Below are 20,690 nucleotides of genomic sequence, written 5' to 3' on the forward strand. Positions count from 1 at the left end.
ATCACACTACGGGCGGTTCGGCCGCCGCCCCAATCGGCATCCCAATTAATGAGACGGCTGATCAGATACTGAGACGCCTAGCAGGCGCTCGGCAAGGTGCGCGCCGACGACCCCGGAAAAGCACCCGGTGTGACGTCGAGGCGGACCGGCCCCGTCTGCCCGGGGCCGGACGTCGCGGTGAAGTCGATCTTCTGAGTCTGTCCCGGGTCCATCACGATGATGACCTGGGCGACCTCACGGCCGTCGAGGTCGAGGCTGGCCACGGGGTCGAAGGACCGGCCATCCAGGGAGAGCTCGGTCAGCCTGCCGCCGCGCGGCGCCATCACGTAGACGGCGACGCGCTGCTGACCCGGCTCGATCTCCCCGTAGAAGCGCGCGAACGGGAAGAGTCCGGTCACCGACGGCGGCAGGTCGTAGTCCGCGGGCGCCGTGTTGGTCAAGGCGATCGTGCCGGCGACCTCCTGGCCGGCCCCGCTGCACTTCCGGGCGACCGCTTGGACCTCGTAGTGCAGGTAGTAGGTCATCTTCGACTCGAGAGCGTCGTTGACGTAGACGCCCACGTGCGGCCGGTCGTCCTCGGTCGTCAACTGGCCGGCGATCGCCGTGTCGGCGATGAGCGCCTGCTCGTCGTCGACGAAGCTGTGGACCCGGATCCGGCCCTCGCTGACCGCGGTGACCAGCTCGCGGATGACGCTGACCGGGTCACCGCGCCCGGCGGCGAACGCGTCGAACACCGCACTCGCCACCGCGTTCTGGAAGTCCTCCTGCGCGGCCCGGTCGGGCGCGTTGAGGTAGATCTGGTTCTCCACCTTGCTCACGACGTCGGCCGAGGACACGGCGCCGTAGCCGGGCACCTCCACCGGTCCGGTCGCGCGCAGCAGGTAGGAGACCGCGACCGGGTCGACGAAGAAGACCCCGTCGACGTCGCCGCCGATCTCCCTCTTCCACCGGGCAGCAGCGAGGTCGGCGGCGCGCGGAGCGTCAGGCGTCATGCTCGCGTTCATGAACCACTGGCCGAGCGTGGGTCCGAAGACCCGTTCCTCCCCGGCGGTCAGCTTGATGATCGGGCGCTGCAGGCCGCCGTACTTCGACGTGCCCTCCTGCTTCACGATGTCGACGTCACCGCCGTCGGCGTGGACCAGCGAGATCGATCCCGCCAGCCCGCCCAGGCTGCGGAGCTCGGCGTTGTTCTCGAAGACGAGCAGGTGGTTGCGGGGGCCGTCGGCGCCCAGGAGGCTCGGCATCAGCTCCGCCGCCCGGTAGGCGGAGCCCAGTGCCGACCTCGCGTCGAGCACGAGAGCGCTCAGCTCGTCGTAGCGAGAGCCCAGGGGGCCGCTCAGGCCCGAGGAGTCGACCGACTGGAGCCGGGTCGCCGCCGCCTCGAAGGCGCGTTCGCTCTCCTTGGCCGGTCGTCCGATCGACTCGATGGTCTCCAGCGGGAACCGGTGGTCGGCCGGGTTGAACGAGCGCGCCGCGACCAGCTGAGCAGCGTCGACGAGCTGCGGGATGCCGTCGTCGCCGAGGTCCGCGAGCACCTCGGCGGCCGTCGCCACCGCCTCCGCGTCGTCACCGACGAGCGGCGTCTGCTCGATCATCCACCAGGTCGGGCCGTCGGTCCGGCCCTGCGCCCGCGCGGCGCTGTCCTGGTAGTCCTGCAGCGCCTCGCGGGCGTGCTCGGCGTCGCCCTGCTGGAGCTCGCTGCGCAGCACCAGGGCGTCGTGCTGGACGTCCTTGAGCGCCTGGACGGCCGAGAAGACGGTCCAGCCGGTCCAGAGCAGGAACACGCCGACGACCACGCCTGCGGCGAGCCACGCCGTACGTCGTGGCTGGTCCCTCAGCCACCAGACCACCCCGCGCCAACCGCGGGGTCGACGGCGTCGTCGACGGCGGACCACGGGAGACACGCGAGCAAGCATGCCATCCGGGTGCGGGCGCGTTGTGGGCGGCGCACCACCTATCTCGTAGGATGCCTGAGCGTTGGGAGGGTCGCGTGACCGAATGACCGGTCATGACGTTCTCCACATGCCTACGCAGTGGACGTCGAGATGAGGGTCTGTGGATTTCAAGCAGTTCTTGCTGGTGCTGCGCCGTCGCTGGCGCAGCGTCTTCCTGGTCCTGGTGGTCGCGCTCGGCATCGCCGGTGGGGTCTCTGCCCTGATCACGCCGAAGTACGAGTCTTCGTCCCGCGTGATCGTGTCGGTCAACGCCGGCACCGCGGGTGAGGCGTCGCAGGCGACGTACTTCCTCCAGAACCGGGTGACGTCCTACGCCGACCTTGCCAAGAGCACCGAGCTCGCCGGCCGGGTGATCAACACGCTCGACCTCGACATGACGCCTCAGGAGCTCAGCAACGAGATCTCCACCGAGGTCGTCCAGGCGACGTCGGTCCTGAAGATCACGGTCAAGGACGAGGACGCGCACCAGGCGCAGACGATCGCCGACGTCGTGACGTCGGAGTTCACCGCCTACGCCGAGGAGATCGAGACGATCGGCGAGGGTGGCGAGTCGCAGATCGCCCTCAACGTCACCGACCAGCCTGAATACAACCCCAACCCGGTCGAGCCCAACACGATCCTCAACATGCTCGCCGGCGGTCTCATCGGCCTCCTGCTGGGCATCGGCCTCGCGGTCTCCCGCGAGCTCCTCGACCGCACCGTCCGCACCGCCGACCACATCGCCGAGGTCACCGACGCTCCGGTCCTCGCGAGCATCGGGTTCGACAACGAGATCCGCTCGGCGCCACTGCTCACCGACCTGGGTGCCTTCGCGGCCCGCACCGAGGCGTTCCGCCTCCTGCGGACCAACCTCCAGTTCATCGACATCGACCAGCGGGCTCGCGTGCTCGTGGTCACCAGCGCCGTGCCCGGCGAGGGCAAGACGATGACGTCGACCAACCTGGCCGTCGCGCTCGCGCAGACCGGGCGCACTGTCCTCGTCATCGACGCCGATCTGCGGCGACCCCGGGTCGCCAGCACCCTCGGCGTCGACCCGGCGATCGGCCTCACGACCGCGCTTGTCGGCAAGGCGGAGATCGAGGACGCGATCCAGGTCCACGAGCCGAGCGGCCTGCACGTGCTCGCCAGCGGCGCGAAGCCGCCGAACCCGACCGAGATCCTGCAGTCGCGGGTGACGCACGACCTGATCCGGCGCCTGCGCCAGTCCTACGACATGATCATCATCGACGCGCCGCCGCTGCTCCCGGTCGCCGACGCGTCGGTCCTCTCGACGCTGGCCGACGGCTCGATCCTCGTCGTCCGCCACGGCCAGACCAACCGCGACCAGATCACCGAGGCGGTCAACCGCCTCAGCCAGGTCGGCGGTCGGCTCTACGGCGTCGTGGTCAACATGGTCGCCAAGCGCGCCATCGGCTCGTATTACTACTACTACTACGAGGAGACCTCGCCCGTGCGTGAGGGCGGCAAGAGCCGCCGCGCCACGCCGACCAAGGGCAAGGGCAGCCGCAAGGCCATCTCCCCGCGTCAGGCCGCCAAGGAGACGCCGCCCGACGACGAGGGCAGCCACAAGGCACCGCTGGTCTGATGCTCAGCACCATCGAGGCCGACCTTCGGGCGAACGTCGATCACACGAAGCGCACGGGGCTCGGCTTCTGGGTCTGGGTCCTGGGCAAGGCGTTCGTCACGCCCCAGGTCCACGCGGTGGTGCTGCACCGGATCGCCTCCGCAATCGCCCGCACGCCTCTGCGGCCGTTCGCGTTCGTGCTGCGCTCGATCGGGCTGGTGTGGTCGGGTGCGGAGATCCACCCCGATGCCACCCTCGGCGCCGGCTTCGCCCTGGTCCACTCCAACGGCGTCGTGGTCGGCCCCGGCGTGGTGACCGGCATCGACTGCCGGCTCAACCCCGGCGTGGTGCTCGGCGAGCCCGGCCGGGGCAGCTCGGGCGACTACGGCTTCCCGGTGCTCGGCGACCACGTCACGATCGGCGCCCACGCGGTCGTCCTCGGCACGGTCAGCGTCGGCGACGGCTCGGTGGTCGGCGCCAACTCCGTGGTCCGCGGTGACGTGCCCGCCAACGTCGTCGTGATCGGCTCCCCCGCCAAGATCGTGCGCCGGCTGGTCCCCTACGAGCAGGACCCCAGCCGCGCGACCGCGGCGATCACCGAGTAAGCGCCTCCAGCTCGGCCATGACGACCTCGGCCGGGATGTCGATGTCGTCGACGATGCCGGTCGGCTCCTTGCCCACAGGCAGGGTGCCCGTGCCGACCAGGTAGCGGTAGTCGATGCCGCCGATCGCCTCCGCGATCGTCCAGAGACCCAGGTGCACGTAGGTGCCGGCGAACATCTCCAGCACGCGCACGCCCGGACGGCTCCACGTGATGTTGGTCAGGGCGGCGCCGTGCGGCGCGACGATCACCTCGGCGTTGTGGAACACGTCGATCTGCTCCTGGACCGACAGGGTGCCGGGGTCGAGCATCACGAAACCCTGGCGCTCCAGGAGCGGCCACAGCTCGCCCTCCTGGAGGTAGCGGCGGGCGCCGGGCTGCTGGCCGCGGGAGAGGTAGAGCTTGGTCGGCGTGCCGGTCGCACCGCTCGGGGGCAGCCGCTTGCGCAGCCACTCGGTGGCCGATCGCGGCGCGACGAGGTCCTGGTTGGGCGTGCTCGGGACGAGCAGCCGGTCGGCGCTGATGGTGCGGTCGGGCCGCGGCTGGATGTAGGGACCGGGGATGCCGGCCAGCTCCAGGATCTGGCGCTGGTAGCCGGACCCGTGCGGCACGATCACGCCGTCGACCCGCTCCCCCGGGAGGGCGTCCTCGAAGATGCCGTAGCGAGCAACCGCGTCGTAGAGGAAGTGGTAGTAATTGCCCGCCGTCCCCCGGGTGGTCAGGCTGAGCAGGGTGCCGTCGTGGTGCTCGACCTCGGGCAGCCGCGGACGCAGGAACACCGGGTGCTCGCGCCAGCTCTGCAGGCCGAAGTAGCCCGAGGTCTGGTAGTCGAGGATGCCGCCCGGCGTCACGGTCGCTCCGAAGTCGCCGACCATCCGTCCGTCGCGGATGTCGAGGACGTAGCGCGCCGGGACCTCGGCGTGACGACCGCGCTCGAAGACCCAGTGGGCCGCCGGGGTGCCCTGGGCCGGGCCGCGCTCGAGGATCTCGGCAGGGCCGGCCGGGTGCAGGGTGACCGCTCCCGCCTCCCGCTCAGCGGTGACGGTCGAGGCGGTGGTCGCGGTGCGTGGCAGGCCTCGGACCCCCAGGAAGCGGCCGAACGGTCGGTAGGCGACGCCCGCGAGGACCGAGAGGAAGCGGTGGACCCGCTTCAGCAGCGGCCACAGCGGCTGGAACCGGGCCGGCAGCTTGCTCACTGGCCGACCAGCCGTCGTACGACGCGCCAGACGATCGGGACCTCGAGGACCCGTCGCACCATCGCCCGCATCCACAGCGGCCGGATCAGCTTGCGCGCGAGCCGCGAGAGCCGACCGTCGGTGCGCAGCAGGACCAGCTCGAGCTCACGCTCGGCGTCCTCGTTGAGCTCGACCGTCGGCGGGTGCTGCAGCGGGAACTCCAGCGCGTCGGCGGGCACGGGGTCCTTGGCGGCGCGGGTGTGGGTCGCCCCCTCGCCGTAGCCGTCGTGCTCGACGAGGTTGACGCACGGCATGATCGACAGGCCCTGGCGCGACATGATCGTCACCCACCAGTGGTGGTCCCAGCCGTAGCGGTCGCCGTCGGGCTCGGTGGAGACGAACGTGAAGTGCTTGCGGGCGGCTTCGGTGACCAGCGCATCCGGATGAGGTACGGCGACATGGGTGCGCTGCGCGTCGGCGGTGCGCGGGGTCTGGTCGACCCGGTCCTCGGCTCCGGCGTGGTCGCGATTGAACTCGGACCGGTGGTCGTGCCACCGGTCGGCCCAGGTCGCCCAGCCCCACACGCTGGCCCAGGTGGAGAACCCGTAGCTGTGGCCGTGGAACATCTCCTTCGGCACCAGGTGGGTGTCGCCACCGATCTGCCAGACCCGCTTCTCGTCGGCGTAGCGCGTGAGGAGCTCGTCGGCGTAGCGGAAGAACGACGGATCGGGGATGCAGTCGTCCTCGAGCACGATGGCGCGGTCGACCTGGGAGAACACCCAGTCGAGACCGAGCTCGACGTTGGCCTCGAGGCCGAGGTTGCGCTCGGCGAACTTCCGCTCGACCTTCACCGGCCAGTCGATCTGGTCGATCAGCGCGCGCACCTCCGCGCACTTCTCGGCCTCGTCGGGCCGGCCCGGCCGAGGACCGTCGGCGACGATGAACAGCTGCTCGGGCTGCACCCGACGCAGCACGTCGAGGTTGCGCTGGGTGACGTCTGGCCGCCGGAAGGCGATCAGGACGACAGGGGTCTGTAGTGGCTGGAAGGGGGGCTGCTGGGGGTCAGCCACGATCAGCTCCTCTGGGTCATCCGGGAAGCAACCCGCGCGGCACTCTTCGCGGGACGACTGTTGATGGCCGCGCGAGCGGCGCGGCGCAGTCTAGGGGACTTGATCAGCTTGCGACCCAGCCGGGCTGCGGGACCTCCGACGCGGTTGAGGTGGAGCTCGAGCTCGCGCTCGACATCGACGTCGAGGGCGACCTGCGCCGGGTGCTTCAGCGGGAAGTCCATCGGTTCGGCGGGGTCGTCCTCACGACCCGGCGAGTAGCCGTGGGTGGCGTCGGCGCCGAAGCCGCCGTTGACGACGAGGTTGCCGGCCGGCGCGATGCAGAGACCGCCCTCGCTCATGACGGTGAGCCACCAGTGCTTGTCCCAGCCATGGGTGACCACGTCGGTCGACGACGCGGCATCGGCGAAGTGGCGCTGGCCCGCGCGGGTGACGAGCGTGCCGGGCGCGGGCACCGCCGGTCGGGTGCGGACGGGCGCGTCGCCGGCGTCGGTCGCCGACCGCCGCTCGTGGTCGCGGGTGAAGATCGCGCGGTGCCGCTGCCAGCGGTCGCCCCAGGTGGCCCAGCCCCACACGCTCGCCCACGTGGCGAACGCGTAGCTGTCGCCCTTGTAGAGCTTGGTCGGGACGCCGTGGCGGTTGCCGGCGATCTGCCAGACGCGGGGGTCGTCGCGGTAGCGCTCGAGCAGCTCCTCGGCGAAGCGGAAGAAGCTCGGGTCGGGCGTGCAGTCGTCCTCGAAGACGAGCGCCTCGGGCACCTGGGAGAAGACCCAGTCGAGGCCGAGCTCGACGTTGCCCTCGACGCCGAGGTTGACCTCGGAGAACTTTCGCTCGACCTGGCAGGGCCAGTCGATCTCGTCGAAGACGGCCCGCGTCTCGGCACACAGCGCCGCGTCGTCGGGCCGGTCGGCGCGCGGCCCGTCGGCGACCAGGAAGACCCGTTCGGGCGCGGCCTCCCGGATCGCAGCGAGGGTGCGGCGGGCGAGGTGGGGGCGGTTGAACGCGATCAGCACGACAGGCGTCGAGAGCACGTGAGCGGCATCCTTCCGGTCAGCCCTGGAGGTCAGGACGTGGAACATTCCACCAGACACAGACTCCTGTCTTAGGGTTGCCCACTGTGCCCCCCTCTGACAGCCAGTTCATTGCCAAGCTGAAGCGTGCCAACCCGTCCCTCGTGAAGTCCTGGGCGAAGCGTCAGGCCAAGGCCGTCGCGGCCCGCGGCGGCTACCTGGTGACCAAGATGGACGACGAGGCGCAGCGTTACGCCCGCGTCTCCCACAACGACGAGATGCCGCTGCCGGCCGGCGCCGAGCAGACCCTGCGTCTCGACAACCCCAAGCTCGTCGCGCTGCAGGCTGCCTACGACAACCTCGACGTGTCGGCAACGGCGCACTCCCAGTGGCGCCAGAGCTTCCTCAAGCGCAACCTCTCGCTCGCGTGGTTCCGTGGCGACAACGCCTACGTCTGGCAGTTCCGCCAGCTCCGCAACGCCGCCGAGGCGCGGATGTACCTCACGCTCCTCGACGTCGAGTCCCGCGACCGCCTCGGTCTGCTCAAGCGGCTCGAGGAGGACTCCGCGTTCGGCGCGTGGACCTTCACCTACGGCAACCGCTCGCCGGTCAGCCGCGACCTGCTCGACAGCGTCAACGAGATCAGCTACCTCGACGCCCAGATGGGTCTGAGCAGCATCGAGGGCCTGCGCGTGCTCGACATCGGCGCCGGCTACGGCCGGATGGCCCACCGGATCTCGGCCGGCCTGCCCAACCTCGCGAAGTACGACTGCATCGACGGCGTCGCCACCTCGACGTTCCTGTGCGACTACTACCTCGACTACCGCGGGGTCCCCGACTTCGTGCGCGCCGTTCCGCTGCCCGACTACGAGACGCTCGCCGACGAATACGACATCGCGATCAACATCCACTCCTTCTCGGAGTGCTCGATGGAGGCCATCGGCTGGTGGCTCGACCGGATCGCGGAGCGCAACATCGAGTGGCTCTTCATCGTCCCCAACACCCCGCACCAGCTGCTGAGCACCGAGCTCGACGGCACCATGCAGGACTTCTCCCACCTGGTCGCCGCGGCCGGTTACGAGAAGGTCGACGAGCGCCCGGTCTACGAGAACGACGAGCTCCGTGCGCTCATCGACCTCCACGACACCCACTTCCTGTTCCGTCGGACGGACGCGTCTAAGTGACCCAGATCGTCGGCGACGACGACCGGTCCCCCAGGACGCTGTGGGCCGAGGAGAAGCTGCGACGCTTCTCCGCGGCCACCACGCACCAGATCCTCAAGCGCCGTGGGCGGAGCCTCGGCATGTGGGTGGGCTGCGGCTTCCCCAAGTCGGGCACCAACTGGCTGTGCGAGCTGATGGGCACCTCGCTCGGCCTGCCCGTGCCGGTGGACTACCAGCTGCCGCTGATGTTCAAGGCGGTGGTGCACTCGCACTACCTCTACGACGAGCGGATGCCGCAGGCGATCTACATCCGGCGCGACGGCCGCGACGTCATGACGTCGTTCTACTTCTACTGGACCCGCGCGCTCCAGCTGAACAAGAACCCGCGGTTCTCGGCCGGCATCGCCGAGATCTTCGACGGGCTCTACGGACGCAGCTTCGACCCGGCCGACGTGCAGGGCAACCTGCCGAAGTTCATCGACTTCCAGATGACGGTGTCACCGACCACGGTCGGCACTCCGTGGCACGTCCACGTGCGCGACTGGTGGGACCGCCCCGGCGTCGGCCACGTGTCGTTCGAGGGTCTCCACGCCGACCCGGTCGCGGAGATGGTGCAGGCGCTCGCGGCTGCCGGCGCCGAGCCGGACCAGGAGATGGTCGAGCTCGCCGTACGGCGCCACGACTTCTCGCGGTCCGCGGGCCGCAAGTCGGGCCAGGAGGACCGCGGCAGCTTCCGCCGGAAGGGGGCGTCGGGCGACTGGCGCAACCACTTCACCCGGGAGGCCGGCGAGGTGTTCGACTCCTACGCCGGTGACGCGCTCATCGACTTCGGCTACGAGACCGACCGCGACTGGTACGTCAGCCTCTGAGGCTGCTGCCCCCTGAGCGACGAGCTCAGTGGAGCCGGCCGAGCAGCTCCTTCAGCTCGGCAGGGTCGACCGTCGAGAGGTCGACGTTGAACAGCTCGACGTTGGCGCGGAGCTTGGCATCGCTCCAGTTCCACCAGTCGATGTCCTTGATCAGCTCGATGACCTCTTCGGGGTAGCGGTACTTCACCACCTTCGCCGGGGTGCCGATCGCGATGGCGTAGTCCGGGATCGACTTCGTGACCACGGCGCCGGCGCCGACGATGACTCCGTTGCCGATGGTGACGCCCTCGAGGATCACGACGTTGTCGGCGATCCAGCAACCGGCACCGATCGTGACCGGAGCGGACGGCGGCTTGAGGACCGAGCGGCCGCCGATCACGTGCTGCTGGGTGAGCTCTTGGAGGTTGAGGAACTCGGTGTGGTGGTTGGCCGCGCGGATGACCACCCGGCCGACGAGCGTGTAGGGGCCGATCGTGCAGGGATCGATGTGCGCGCCGAAGCCGTTGATCCGCACACGGCGACCGAGGACCGCGTTGCGCGACACACGCGCCGTACGCACGACCTCGACGTCGTCCTTGTACCACTGGCGACGCTGTCGGATCGACGTCGGGATACGACGGATGGAAGCCCTCAACTCGGGACCCGGGAATCGCTGAACCACGCGCCGAGGATACTGACCGATCCACGACCCCCGGCCCGGGGGTCACGGTGCGGATCAGTCCGTCGGAGGCATCCAGCTGAAGCGGCGGCCGGTCAGGGCGACCAGCTGCGCGTCGTGCGGTGCGAAGTACTCCCGCAGCTCGGCCCGGGTCGCATCCGAGGTGGCGCCGGCCTCGGGAGCGTAGGTGCCGGCGTTGGTCCGCTGGCCGACGCCTGCCTCCGGCGGCACCGGACGGCCGACGAACTCGCCGAGCAGGGCGAACTCCTCGGCGTCGCCCCCGAACACCTTCTTCGAGTCGAGCACCAAGATCTTGTCGGCGCCGAGGACGTCGTAGAAGCGCTCCAGGAAGCGGTGGTAGAGACCGCGGGTCCGGTAGGAGTAGAGGGCGTAGTCGACCCCCAACGTGTTGGGGTCCTTCTCCAGCGCCCCCACGTCGGCGCTGATGCGCCCGTCCTCGGCCGCGAGCGCCTCGGGGAACTCCAGCGGCTCCCAGCCGGCCCGCTTGTTGTGCTGGTAGTGGGAGTAGGCCCGCGAGACGGGGTCACGGAGCACGAAGACGACCTTCGCCTCGGGGCACACCTCGTTGATCCGGTCGGGCACCGCCGGATGGATCATGTAGGACGGGCTCGCGTCGACCTGCAGAGCGCCCGAGGACCGCAGCTGGAAGTGCGAGGCATACCAGTCCGCCCCCTTCGCCCAGTGCAGGTTGAAGAAGTGGATCTCCTTGATCGGCGGCGAGTAGAACCCGGGCTGCGACGCCATCAGGTTGGCGAGGTAGGTGGTGCCGGACTTCTGGGCGCCACACACGATCACGTCGGCGACCGAGCGTCGCGCCACCGTCGTCCGACGCAGCGGCGCGGTGGCGCGGAAGACGGCGTTGCGGAGCTCAGGCATGGGACCGGATCATACGGTCGCCTCGCCGGTGCGACCCTCGAGGATCGCCACCTCCGCGGGGTCGAGGTCGTCGGGGTAGGTGAAGTCGCTGCGGAGGTGCACGATCAAGGCCCCCCACCAGAAGAAGATCGTGATCAGCTGACCGACGAACGCGCCCCACATGGCGCCCTCGCCGTCGCCGATCGCCGCCCCGATCACCATGCCCGCGATCATCAGCACGGTGCCGAGGATGTCGATCTTCATCACCGGCTTGATCTGGCGCCGGCCCATCAAGGCTGCCCGGACCCCGCTCTGGGTGCCGTTGGCGAGGACGCGCAGGCTGATGACGAGGAGGAGCGGGGTGACCAGGGCCCAGACGTCACCGAGGAGGATCCGGCCGAACGAGTCGGGGATGAGGAAGAAGATCAGCACCATGACGATCGCGACGGCGATCCCGATGACGAGCGCGCGGCGCTGCATCCTGATGAGTCCGGCGTTGTCGGGCCGCTGACGGGCGATGTCGGCGCCGACCGAGACGGCGACCGAGCCCTGGACCGTCGTGCTCGGCCGCTCGAGGATCAGCGCAGCGCGTACGGCGGCGACCGCCAACGGCCCGCTGACGACGGCGACGGCCAGCGAGCCGAACATGGCGACGGCAGCGCTCGAGCTGGCCGCGACCAACGACCGCCACGAGAACTCCCAACGGGACCGGAGCCAGCGCAGCGAGAGGTCGTGCGCGCGCGGCACCCCCTGCTGCACGAAGACCCAGAGGCCGGCGAGCGCGCCGGTGCCGCCCCAGCCGAGGACGAGCCAGAGCAGGCTGTTGTTGTCGGTGAGGGCGATGGCGCCGAGCGCGGCGACCGTCAGGACCAGCCACAGGGTGTCGAGGAAGACGGCCCGGCCGGGCTTGGCCTGGGCGATGCCGAGGTAGCGGCCGACGTCCTGGATCGACAGGAGCGGCATGAGGGCTCCGACGAGGACGATGGGCGTGCCCATCTCCGACCCGACGAGCAGCAGGGCCCCGCCGCAGGCGATGCAGAACAAACCGGCAACGAAGGCCAGCAGCACCGCGGACCCGAGGACGCCTCGGGCGCGGGAGTCGGCGTCCTCGGGGTGCGCCATCACCGTCCAGGAGACGAGCGACCGCACGATGCCGCCCTGGATGAACATGTAGATGAGGAAGGCGAGGCTGAAGCGTCCGAAATCGATCGGCTCCAGCGCGTGCGCCGACCAGATCAGGACCATGAAGTTGGAGACGCTGGAGATGATCTGGTCCAGGGTCACCGCGCCCATCCGACGGTGTGCCCCACCTGCACCAGCCAGCGCCATCTTTGCTTTCCCTTCGTCGGCCCCGAGCAGTGTCGACCGGCTCTCTAGCCGCTGTTCGACCTCGCCCATCCTGACACCAGACCGTCGGCTATCGTCCGGGTGGTCATGCTCGCACCCCGCGAAAGGGAACCGATGGCATCCGCCTTTGCCTACCGCTCACTTCGACGAGTGGCTTCCGCCCCGGTTGCACGCCAGGTGGTCGGGCGGCTGCGTGCGCAGCACGACGAGCTGCTCCTCGCGATCGGGAAGCTCGAGAGCCACGTGCTCGCGGCCAACACCAAGCCGGACAAGCTCGAGGACATCGAGTTCAAGGTGTTCTCGCAGTTCGGCGAGGACGGCATCTTGCAGTACCTCATCCGCAGCATCGGTGCGCACCCCGACTCGTTCGTGGAGATCGGCACCGGTGACTACCGCGAGTCCAACACGCGGTTCCTGGTCCAGAACAACAACTGGCGCGGCCTGGTCATCGACGGCGGCGAGGCGCACATGAAGTTCGTCCTCGGCACGGGGATGAGCTGGCGCTACGACGTCGAGCCGGTGAGTGCGTTCGTGACGCGCGAGAACGTCAACGCGCTGATGAAGGACAACGGCTTCACGGGCCCGATCGGTGTGCTGTCGATCGACGTCGACGGCAACGACTACCACCTGTGGGAGGCGGTCGACGTCGTCGATCCCGCGATCGTCGTGATGGAGTACAACGCGCTCTTCGGCCCGACCGCCACGATCTCGGTGCCTTACGACCCCGCCTTCGTCAACAGCGAGGCGCACTACTCGCAGCTCTACTTCGGCGCCTCCCTCGGCGCGTTCGTCCACCTGGCCGGCCAGCGCGGCTACCGGTTCGTCGGTTGCTCGAGCAACGGCGCCAACGCGTTCTTCGTGCGCGACGACATCGCGGGCGACCTGCCCTCCCTGACGGCCGAGGAGGGCTACCGGGCCAGCCGGTTCCTCACCTCCCGAAACCCCGACGGCACCATGTCGCGGATGCGCAGCGTCGAGGACCGGCTCAAGCTCATCGGCGACCTCCCCGTCCTCGACGTCGCCACGGGCACCAACACGACGGTGGCCGCCGCCTGCCTCCCGACCGGACGCGTGTGATGGCTGCGGCCGATCCACACCGGGTGCGCTTCCACGACCTGCGGCGGAAGCTTCGGAAGACGAAGGCCCGCTCAGCCTTCCTCCTCATGTCGTTCAAGTTCTTCTGGGCCGCCTACCGCGGCCAGCTCAAGGAGATCTGGGTCGGCGACTCCCACGCTGCACTGACCCCGGCCCGGGAGCTCGGCAAGCCGCTGCGCCACATCGAGGACGGCCGGTGGGTCTGCCACCTCGGGCCGCGTCTCCAGTTCTCCATCGCCGCACGCGGCCTGCCGCCGCGCATCCTGCGGGTCTTCCGGGTGGTCGGCCGCGCCAAGCACGCCAAGGACGTGCTGTGGGTCTACAGCTTCGGCGAGATCGACGTGCGCTGCCACCTCGTCCCCCGGATGGACGAGCCCGGCACCTACGACTTCGTGCCCGCCTACCTCGAGCGGATCCGCGAGGCGGCCCGGGTCACCGGCAGCGACCGGGTCCTGGTCTACGTGCCGCCGCCGGAGAGCGACGTCGCCGAGGAGCAGACCGGGTTCCCCGTGGTCGGCACGCTCGAGGAGCGCACCCGCGCCCTCCACCTGATGCGCGACGCGATGCACAAGGCCGCGGACTCGATGTCCGACGACGGTCCACGGATCCTGCTGGTCGACTGCATCGACGAGTTCTCTGACGAGTTCGGCGTGTGGCAGTGGCGCTACACCTACGACGGCCTTCACACCAACGACGAGGGGCGTGCGGTGGTCCGCGCCGAGATCAACCGGGTCCTCGCGGCTGACGGGGCGGGCCGATGAACTGCCCGGCGTGTGGTGGGACCGCGGTGCACGTGGGTCCCGCGTCGCGCCGTACGTCGACCGTGGTCGCGCGCTGCCCGCAGTGCCGGGCCCAGTTCCTGGTCGAGGAGACCACGGCGCCGACCGAGGTCGTCGGCACCGAGGAGGTCTCGGTCGAATACGTCGCCGACTGGGTCGACGCCAAGCGTGAAGGGGTCGGGCCCGCTGTCTGGCGGGAGAAGCTCGCGTGGCTGACCGAGGAGGTCAGCGACATCGACAAGCCCACGCTCTACGACGTCGGGGCCGGCGGTGGCGAGTTCCTTGCCGTCGCCCGTGACGAGTACGGCTTCACCGTGTCCGGCAACGACATCCTGGCCGGCGCGATCGCGGTCGCTCGCGAGCTCAGCGGCGTCGACCTCGAACTGGGCGACCTGTCCGAGCACGACCACGAGGACGATTTCGACGTCGTGACGATGTGGTGCGTCCTCGCCCACGTGCGCGACGGCGAACGGATGCTCCGCGAGGTGCACCGGATGCTCAACCCCGGTGGCCTGCTCTTCCTCCAGACGCCGCACAACACGGTCGCCGACCGGGCGTTCTACCGGACCAAGGTCGCCACGGGCGGCCGGGTCGCCCGGATCTCCGACCGCCGTCTTGCGGGCCACCACCGCATCCTCCACACCAAGCAGAGCATCACCACGCTGCTGGAGCGGGCCGGCTTCGTCGACATCAAGGTCGATGCCCACACCCGCTACCCGATGTCGTCGCGCGCCTACCTCGTCTCCCTGCGCGCGCCGTCCTGGACGATCCCGCCGACCGCCTGGGTCATGGACAAGGCCGTCGACAACAACGCCGTCCCGCGGATCACTCTCGACGTGCAAGCACGCAAACCGCGCTAGTCGCGAGAAAGTTAGAGTCCCCCCGTGCGCCAGCGCCTGATGATGCTCGTCTTCCTGCTGCCTGCCAGCGGCCTCAAGATCAAGATCTTGAACCGCCTCGGGCACCGGATCCACCCGACCGCGCGCATCGGCATCTGCTGGGTGCAGAGCGTCGAGCGCTTCGACATCGCCGAGGGCGTGCAGATCGGCAACTTCAACGCCTTCCGCTACCTCAAGCTGGTCGAGATCGGCAAGGGCTCGCGGATCGTGATGTTCAACTGGTTCCTCGGCGGCTCCGGCTTCGAGCCCGGCGCCGTGGACCACGGCATGTTGCGCACGTTCCGTATGGGCGAGCACGCCCACGTCATCTCCATGCACTACATCGACTGCGGCGGCGGCGTGATCCTCGGTGACCACTCGTGGATCACCGGCATCCGCAGCACCGTCCTGACCCACGCCTTCGACCCGGTCAACGGCGGCCTGATCCTCGAGACCGTGACGCTGGAGAAGGCGGCAGCGCTCGCGACCAACTGCACCGTGCTCCCCGGCGTCACCATCGGCGAGGGCGCCCTCCTCGCGGCGGGCTCGACGGCATGGACGCGGCAGCAGGTCGCGGCGGCCCACCTGCACGGAGGCGTGCCCGCACGTCGCCTCGCCCCGATCGAGATCGAGGCGTCCCTCTACGACCGGCACCGTTATCAGGGGTAACGGCCCGACCGCACACGTTCAACTGGTAGTTTCCGGCCCGTCCCCCACGGAGGATTGACACACAATGACTGACTTCCAAGGCTCGATCCTGTCGATCGTGACCACGCTGCTCGAGCGGTCCGACAAGGGTGACCTCACCGTCGCCCTCGACACCGCGATCCACGGCGACGGCCTCGGCCTCGACTCGCTCGAGACCGCGGAGCTCTCCGCGATGCTCGAGGACGAGTTCGGCACCGACCCGTTCGGCGCCGGCCTGATGCCGGAGACCGTGGGCGAGATCGTCGACTTCTACACCGAGGGCGAGGCGTCCGTCCCCGCATGAGCACCCAGCCACGCACTGTCGTCATCACCGGCGGCAGCAAGGGGCTCGGCGCGGGCATCGTGCAGTCGTTCCTCGACTCCGGTGACCGGGTCGCGACCTGCTCCCGCTCCGCCACCCCGCTCACCAAGGAGTGGGAGAGCGACCCCGCGCTCGCCGACCGCTTCCTCTTCATCGAGGCCGACATCAGCGACCGCGAGCAGTCGACCGCGTTCGTCAAGGCCGTCATCGACCGCTGGGGGGCGGTCGACGTACTCGTCAACAACGCCGGCGTCGCTCGCGACGGCATCCTGGCGCTCTTCTCCGACGAGGACTCCGACACGGTCATCGACCTCAACTTGAAGGCGACGATCCACCTCACCCGCCAGGTGGTCCGCAGCATGCTCACCAAGCGGAGCGGCCGGATCGTCAACATCTCCTCGATCACCGGACTCACGGGCTACCGCGGCCTGACCGTCTACGGCGCCACGAAGGCCGCCCTCGACGGATTCACCCGCGGGCTCGCCCGCGAGGTCGGCTCGCGCAAGATCACCGTCAACAGCATCGCCTCGGGCTACCTGAAGACGGAGATGAGCCACGGTCTCGACGGCGGCCAGCTCGACCAGATCGTCCGCCGCACCCCGGCCGGCCGGCTCGGTGAGCCCGACGACATCGCGCGTGCCGTGCAGTTCCTCGTCGATGACCGCAACGACTGGCTCACCGGCCAGGTGCTGGTCATCGACGGTGGCCTGACCTGCTGACCCTCCGGTGACCATCACCCGCCCGCTCGACCCGACCGAGGTCTACTACGAGGTCGTCGACCGGATGTGGCCGATGAACGCCTTGGGTGTCATCGAGCTCACCGGTGACCACTCCCCTGCCGAGGTCACCGAAGCGTGGGCGGCGGTCACCGCGGCGGTGCCGATCGTCGGCGCACGGGTAGTGCGGACCTCGCCGCGCGAGGCGCACTTCGACTTCTCCTCCCCCGTGGTCGGCGAGGTCGAGGTCCACGACGACCTCTTGTCGATGCTTGCGACGGTCAGCGACACCCACGTGTCGCTCGACGGTCCGCTCGTGCGGTGCGCGATGGCACCCGGGTCGTCCGGGGGCACCGGCTTCGCACTGACCGCGCACCACTCGGCGCTCGACGGCCGGCCGATGGTCCAGCTGCTCTTCCTGCTGGCGCGGGCGCTGGAGGGCGACGACGTCACCGGGCACCCGTTGGGGGCGCCCACCCAAGGACTCGGCTCCTTCACGCTGCCCGAGCGCGACTGGACCGGCCGACGGATGGAGATGCTTGCCGTCGCGCGAGAGATCCGCGACGAGGAGGGCTTCGTCGGCAACGGCGAGACACCCGCCTGGTACGACCGCTCGCTCGACGGTGACCGCGACCTGGCCTACCGGCTCTTCGACCTGACGCCGGAGGAGGGCCTCGCGCTCATCCGCTGGTCGAAGTCGCAGGGCGCCACGGTGCACGGGGCGCTCACCGTCGCCGTCCTCAAGACGATGGGCGCGTTGACGCCGGGGGCCGGCCGGCTGCCGCTCTCGACCACCGTCGACCTTCGGGTGCGCGCCGCTGCCGCGGCCGTCGACGTCGTCGGGCAGTCGGCCGCTGTCGTCTCTGCCTCGTTCGACGTCACCGAGGACCCCGGCCTGCTCGCCCGGCACGTGTCGGAGGACATCCGGCGACGCGTCGACCGGTGCGAGCCCGAGCTCTTCTTCGCGCTCTCCGGCGTCGACAAGCTGCCCGTCGGCGAGGCGACCGACAAGGTCGTGCGCCGCTGGATGGAGAGCGCGACGCCAGCGCCCAACCTGAGCAACCTGGGCGTCGTGACCGGCGATGCCCCGGCCTCGGTCCGCCGGGTGTGCGTCGGCCTCGCCCCCACGCCCAACCAGGTGTTCTTCATCGCGACGACGACCTTCCGCGGCAAGGTCACCTTCATCCTCAGCTTCGATCGCAACCGGGTCTCGATCGACCCCGACGTCTTCACCGACACCCTCCGCGGCGAGCTCGCCGCGCTCATCGAGGAGGCTCCCCCAGCCGTGGACCAGCAGTGATCGAGCTCCTGCGCCGAGGCGCCGAGCGCCAACCCGACGCCCTCGCGATGATCGCCGAGGGCGGCGAGTGGAGCTATGCGCGGCTCACGGCCGAGGCCGAGTCGCTGGCCCACGGCCTGCGGGCCGCCGGCATCGAGCGGTTCGCCGTCGTCTCCAACGACATCCCGCTCGTCGTGGCGCTGCTCGCGGCCTCGTCGCTGATCGGCGCCGAAGCGTGCACCTACGCACCCGACATCTCCGTGGAGGAGATGGACCGGCAGGCCACGTCGTTCTCCCACCCGGTGGTGGTCTCGGACCGCGACGACCTCGCCGGCACCTCGTCCGTGATCGTCCGGCCCGAGAGCCTCCGCGGCGACGGGCCCGCCTTCGGCTCGCTCCCGGAACGGCGCCCCCTCCTCGTCCTCACCACCGGCAGCACCGGCACGCCCAAGGGCGTCCGGCACGACTGGTCGCGGCAGGTGTCGCGGATGTCGGCTGCGCGCGACGGGTCGGGGCAGGTGTGGTTGCTGGCTTACGGCCCCCAGCAGTTCGCCGGCCTCCAGGTCCTGATCCACACGCTCGGCACGGGCGCGACCCTCGTCGCCCCGTCCGTACGACGACCGCAAGCCGTCCTCGAGCTGATCCACGAGCACGCGGTCAGCCACATCAGCGCGACGCCGACCTTCTGGCGTTTCATGCTCGCCGAGTTCCGGGCGGACCCGCGCCCGGTGCCGCCGTTCACCCAGATCACGCTCGGCGGCGAGGCCGCTCCCGGCGCGCTCCTCGAGGAGCTCCGCGAGACCTGGCCTGATGCCCGGATCTCCCACATCTACGCCGGCTCGGAGTTCGGCTCGACCGGCTCGGTCCGCGATGGAGACGACGGACTCCCCGTCTCGCTGCTCGAGGGCACCAACGACGCCGACGTCAGCCTCAAGATCGTCGATGGCCAGCTCTACGTCCGATCGGGCGCGAGCATGCTCGGCTACCACGGCGAGGAGGACAGGCCGGCCGACGAGTGGTGGGCGACCGGCGACATGGTCGAGATCGTCGGGGACCGCATCGAGTTCCGTGGCCGCCAGAGCGATGTCATCAACGTCGGCGGCGTGAAGGTGCACCCGCTTCCCGTCGAGGACCGCGTGACGACCGTCGCCGGCGTGCAGGCGGCTCGGGTCTACGGGCGGGCCAACGCGCTCGTCGGCGCCGTGGTCGCCGTCGACGTGGTGCTCGCACCCGGGGCCGACGACAAGGCGGTCAAGGCCGCCATCCGCGAGGCCTGCGCCGACCTGCCCCGCCCCTGGCAGCCCAAGAGCATCGTGGTCGTCGAGGAGCTCGTGATGAAGGAGAACAAGGTCATCCGAGGCGGTGCATGAACCGCTCGGCGAAGAGGTAGGCGTCGCCCGGCCAGCGCGCCGACACGTAGTTGCCGTCCTCGACGACGAACGCGGGTCCGTGGTCGGTGCGGGTGCCGCGCTTGGTCTCCCGCGGGCCGCGCTCGAACTGGTCCGCGCTGGCGAGGTGGGCGATCACCTCGTCCTCGACGTACATCGGGTAGGTCCGGTAGTAGCGGCCGAGCTTCCAAGCGGTGAGCAGGTAGCCGCCGCGCTCCATGTACTTCGGCAGGCAGGTCGTGCGGCGGTCAGCGAGGACGCTGACGCCGTCGGCATCCTTGCTGCGGGCCAGGAGGAGCACCCCGTGGCAGATCGCACCCACCGGCTTGCCGGTCGCCCAGAACCGCGCCACCGAGGCCTGCAGCTGCGCTGATCCGAGGTATTGGCGCATCCCCGGCGCGTGGCCGCCGGCCAGCAGCAGCCCGTCGAAGACCGTCACGTCGAGGTCGAGCCAGGACAGCGGGTGCAGGAACGCGTCGGTGGTGATCATGTCGTCGTAGAACTCGATCGGTTCCGGGTAGGCGCCCAGCTTGCCGAAGAGCACCCCGTCGAGCAGACGCTCGTCGCAGCGCGGCGCCGCGCCACCGTGTTCGGTCGCGAAGACCACCTCGTGTCCCGCATCGGTCAGCATCCGCCACGGGACCGCGACCTCGGTGGTGTCGAAGTCGGTGTCGGGGAGCGGGACCAGGACCCTCATGGGGGCATCGTTGCAGAACCGTCGAGGCCGCCCGGGAACTCCTCGGCCCGCTCCGGCGTCCAACCCGCATGCGGGGAGCAGCGCTGTGGTGCGCCGTCATCGTCACCTCACTGTCGGCGGGGTGCGCTGAGGACGCGACACCGCGCCAGGCGGAGGAGGACTCCGGGGTCACCGGCCAGGTTCTCCTCGGACCTCAGTGCCCGGTGGAGGTCGCCGGTCAGCCGTGCGACGACGTGGCGGCCGGAGCGGTCGAGGTGACGATCGGCGAGCAGCCGCCCGGCGAGGCCTACGGCATCGGCACGCCCGTCGCGCACGCGACGACCGACGAGGACGGGCGATTCCGCGTTGCGGTTCCGCCCGGGGACTACATCGTGACCGCAGCGGCCGGCTTGTCCTGCGAGTTCATGGACGTCCACGTCGAGGACGGCGCCTTCGCGCGGGTCGACGTGCCGTGCGACACCGGCATCCGCTGACGGCGGCGCTGTCGGAAATGCGTTAGCCCTCGAGGGCGGTCCGGCCTCACCATGGTCGGCTGTGCCCCGACATCCGTCGGAGGTGCGTCCT

General features: G+C 69.9%; 21 protein-coding genes. 13 read left to right on the forward strand and 8 right to left on the reverse strand.

The window, feature by feature from the left end; genetic code table 11:
* Positions 1–77 precede the first annotated feature (77 nt).
* Complete coding sequence (locus tag F0U44_RS03980) at positions 78–1,904, reverse strand: DUF4012 domain-containing protein (protein WP_149726918.1); 1,827 nt, start codon at positions 1,902–1,904, stop codon at positions 78–80.
* 151 nt (positions 1,905–2,055) lie between these two features.
* Between F0U44_RS03980 and F0U44_RS03985 the strand changes: the two genes are divergently transcribed.
* Both F0U44_RS03985 and F0U44_RS03990 read left to right on the forward strand, forming a co-directional pair.
* Positions 2,056–3,540, forward strand: a complete 1,485-nt coding sequence (locus F0U44_RS03985) for a tyrosine-protein kinase domain-containing protein (RefSeq protein ID WP_149726919.1) — start codon at positions 2,056–2,058, stop codon at positions 3,538–3,540.
* A complete protein-coding gene (locus F0U44_RS03990; protein WP_149726920.1) occupies positions 3,540–4,124 on the forward strand; it encodes a serine O-acetyltransferase in 585 nt (194 codons plus the stop codon). Before F0U44_RS03985 ends, F0U44_RS03990 begins: the two co-directional genes overlap by 1 nt.
* On the opposite strand, the gene F0U44_RS03995 is transcribed toward F0U44_RS03990, so the two are convergent.
* Genes F0U44_RS03995 through F0U44_RS22905 form a run of 3 tightly spaced genes read right to left on the reverse strand, consistent with a single transcriptional unit; the run spans position 4,114 to position 7,393 of the window.
* A complete protein-coding gene (locus F0U44_RS03995) occupies positions 4,114–5,316 on the reverse strand; it encodes a glycosyltransferase family 61 protein (protein ID WP_149726921.1) in 1,203 nt (400 codons plus the stop codon). The two genes, F0U44_RS03990 and F0U44_RS03995, sit on opposite strands and share 11 nt — an antisense overlap.
* Positions 5,313–6,365, reverse strand: coding sequence for a glycosyltransferase family 2 protein (locus tag F0U44_RS04000; RefSeq protein WP_149726922.1), 1,053 nt, complete (start codon positions 6,363–6,365; stop codon positions 5,313–5,315). The genes F0U44_RS03995 and F0U44_RS04000 overlap by 4 nt, the downstream gene beginning before the upstream one ends.
* 2 nt (positions 6,366–6,367) lie before the next feature.
* Positions 6,368–7,393 carry a glycosyltransferase family protein gene (locus F0U44_RS22905; RefSeq protein ID WP_188113310.1) on the reverse strand — a complete coding sequence of 342 codons (1,026 nt, stop codon included), beginning with the start codon at positions 7,391–7,393 and terminating at the stop codon, positions 6,368–6,370.
* 86 nt (positions 7,394–7,479) lie between these two features.
* Here F0U44_RS22905 and F0U44_RS04010 point away from each other — a divergent pair, with 86 nt between their 5' ends.
* Positions 7,480–8,556: a class I SAM-dependent methyltransferase gene (locus F0U44_RS04010; protein ID WP_149726923.1), complete on the forward strand. Its 1,077-nt coding sequence runs from the start codon at positions 7,480–7,482 to the stop codon at positions 8,554–8,556.
* Positions 8,553–9,404, forward strand: coding sequence for a sulfotransferase domain-containing protein (locus tag F0U44_RS04015; protein ID WP_149726924.1), 852 nt, complete (start codon positions 8,553–8,555; stop codon positions 9,402–9,404). The genes F0U44_RS04010 and F0U44_RS04015 overlap by 4 nt, the downstream gene beginning before the upstream one ends.
* A 25-nt stretch (positions 9,405–9,429) precedes the next feature.
* Here the strand turns inward: F0U44_RS04015 and F0U44_RS04020 are convergent, their stop codons facing one another.
* The 3 genes from F0U44_RS04020 to F0U44_RS04030 are packed head-to-tail and all read right to left on the reverse strand — an operon-like array spanning position 9,430 to position 12,222.
* A complete protein-coding gene (locus F0U44_RS04020; protein ID WP_188113311.1) occupies positions 9,430–10,065 on the reverse strand; it encodes a CatB-related O-acetyltransferase in 636 nt (211 codons plus the stop codon).
* A gap of 54 nt (positions 10,066–10,119) precedes the next feature.
* Positions 10,120–10,959, reverse strand: a complete 840-nt coding sequence (locus tag F0U44_RS04025) for a sulfotransferase family protein (RefSeq protein WP_149726926.1) — start codon at positions 10,957–10,959, stop codon at positions 10,120–10,122.
* 9 nt (positions 10,960–10,968) lie between these two features.
* Entirely contained in the window at positions 10,969–12,222 is a 1,254-nt protein-coding gene (locus tag F0U44_RS04030; RefSeq protein WP_149726927.1) for an MATE family efflux transporter, read from the reverse strand.
* A gap of 213 nt (positions 12,223–12,435) precedes the next feature.
* Between F0U44_RS04030 and F0U44_RS04035 the strand changes: the two genes are divergently transcribed.
* From F0U44_RS04035 to F0U44_RS04070, 8 genes are all read left to right on the forward strand, one after another.
* Positions 12,436–13,362 (forward strand): hypothetical protein, encoded by a 927-nt coding sequence (locus tag F0U44_RS04035; RefSeq protein ID WP_149726928.1) that lies wholly within the window; start codon positions 12,436–12,438, stop codon positions 13,360–13,362.
* An 86-nt stretch (positions 13,363–13,448) separates the two neighbouring features.
* Entirely contained in the window at positions 13,449–14,141 is a 693-nt protein-coding gene (locus F0U44_RS04040; RefSeq protein ID WP_149726929.1) for an SGNH/GDSL hydrolase family protein, read from the forward strand.
* Entirely contained in the window at positions 14,138–15,019 is an 882-nt protein-coding gene (locus F0U44_RS04045) for a class I SAM-dependent methyltransferase (RefSeq protein WP_149726930.1), read from the forward strand. The genes F0U44_RS04040 and F0U44_RS04045 overlap by 4 nt, the downstream gene beginning before the upstream one ends.
* A gap of 24 nt (positions 15,020–15,043) precedes the next feature.
* Positions 15,044–15,706 carry an acyltransferase gene (locus F0U44_RS04050; protein ID WP_223163569.1) on the forward strand — a complete coding sequence of 221 codons (663 nt, stop codon included), beginning with the start codon at positions 15,044–15,046 and terminating at the stop codon, positions 15,704–15,706.
* A 64-nt stretch (positions 15,707–15,770) separates the two neighbouring features.
* Positions 15,771–16,028 carry a phosphopantetheine-binding protein gene (locus tag F0U44_RS04055; protein ID WP_149726931.1) on the forward strand — a complete coding sequence of 86 codons (258 nt, stop codon included), beginning with the start codon at positions 15,771–15,773 and terminating at the stop codon, positions 16,026–16,028.
* Positions 16,025–16,765, forward strand: coding sequence for an SDR family NAD(P)-dependent oxidoreductase (locus F0U44_RS04060; protein WP_149726932.1), 741 nt, complete (start codon positions 16,025–16,027; stop codon positions 16,763–16,765). The genes F0U44_RS04055 and F0U44_RS04060 overlap by 4 nt, the downstream gene beginning before the upstream one ends.
* 7 nt (positions 16,766–16,772) lie before the next feature.
* The gene (locus tag F0U44_RS04065; protein ID WP_149726933.1) at positions 16,773–18,062 is read left to right on the forward strand and encodes a hypothetical protein; all 1,290 of its coding nucleotides are present in this window, start codon (positions 16,773–16,775) and stop codon (positions 18,060–18,062) included.
* Positions 18,059–19,411: a class I adenylate-forming enzyme family protein gene (locus tag F0U44_RS04070; RefSeq protein ID WP_149726934.1), complete on the forward strand. Its 1,353-nt coding sequence runs from the start codon at positions 18,059–18,061 to the stop codon at positions 19,409–19,411. Before F0U44_RS04065 ends, F0U44_RS04070 begins: the two co-directional genes overlap by 4 nt.
* On the opposite strand, the gene F0U44_RS04075 is transcribed toward F0U44_RS04070, so the two are convergent.
* Complete coding sequence (locus F0U44_RS04075) at positions 19,392–20,126, reverse strand: type 1 glutamine amidotransferase domain-containing protein (protein ID WP_149726935.1); 735 nt, start codon at positions 20,124–20,126, stop codon at positions 19,392–19,394. The genes F0U44_RS04070 and F0U44_RS04075 overlap by 20 nt on opposite strands.
* 68 nt (positions 20,127–20,194) lie before the next feature.
* Here F0U44_RS04075 and F0U44_RS04080 point away from each other — a divergent pair, with 68 nt between their 5' ends.
* Entirely contained in the window at positions 20,195–20,599 is a 405-nt protein-coding gene (locus F0U44_RS04080) for a carboxypeptidase-like regulatory domain-containing protein (RefSeq protein WP_149726936.1), read from the forward strand.
* Positions 20,600–20,690: the final 91 nt, after the last annotated feature.

The organism is Nocardioides humilatus (assembly GCF_008373755.1).
Lineage (GTDB): Bacteria > Actinomycetota > Actinomycetes > Propionibacteriales > Nocardioidaceae > Nocardioides > Nocardioides humilatus.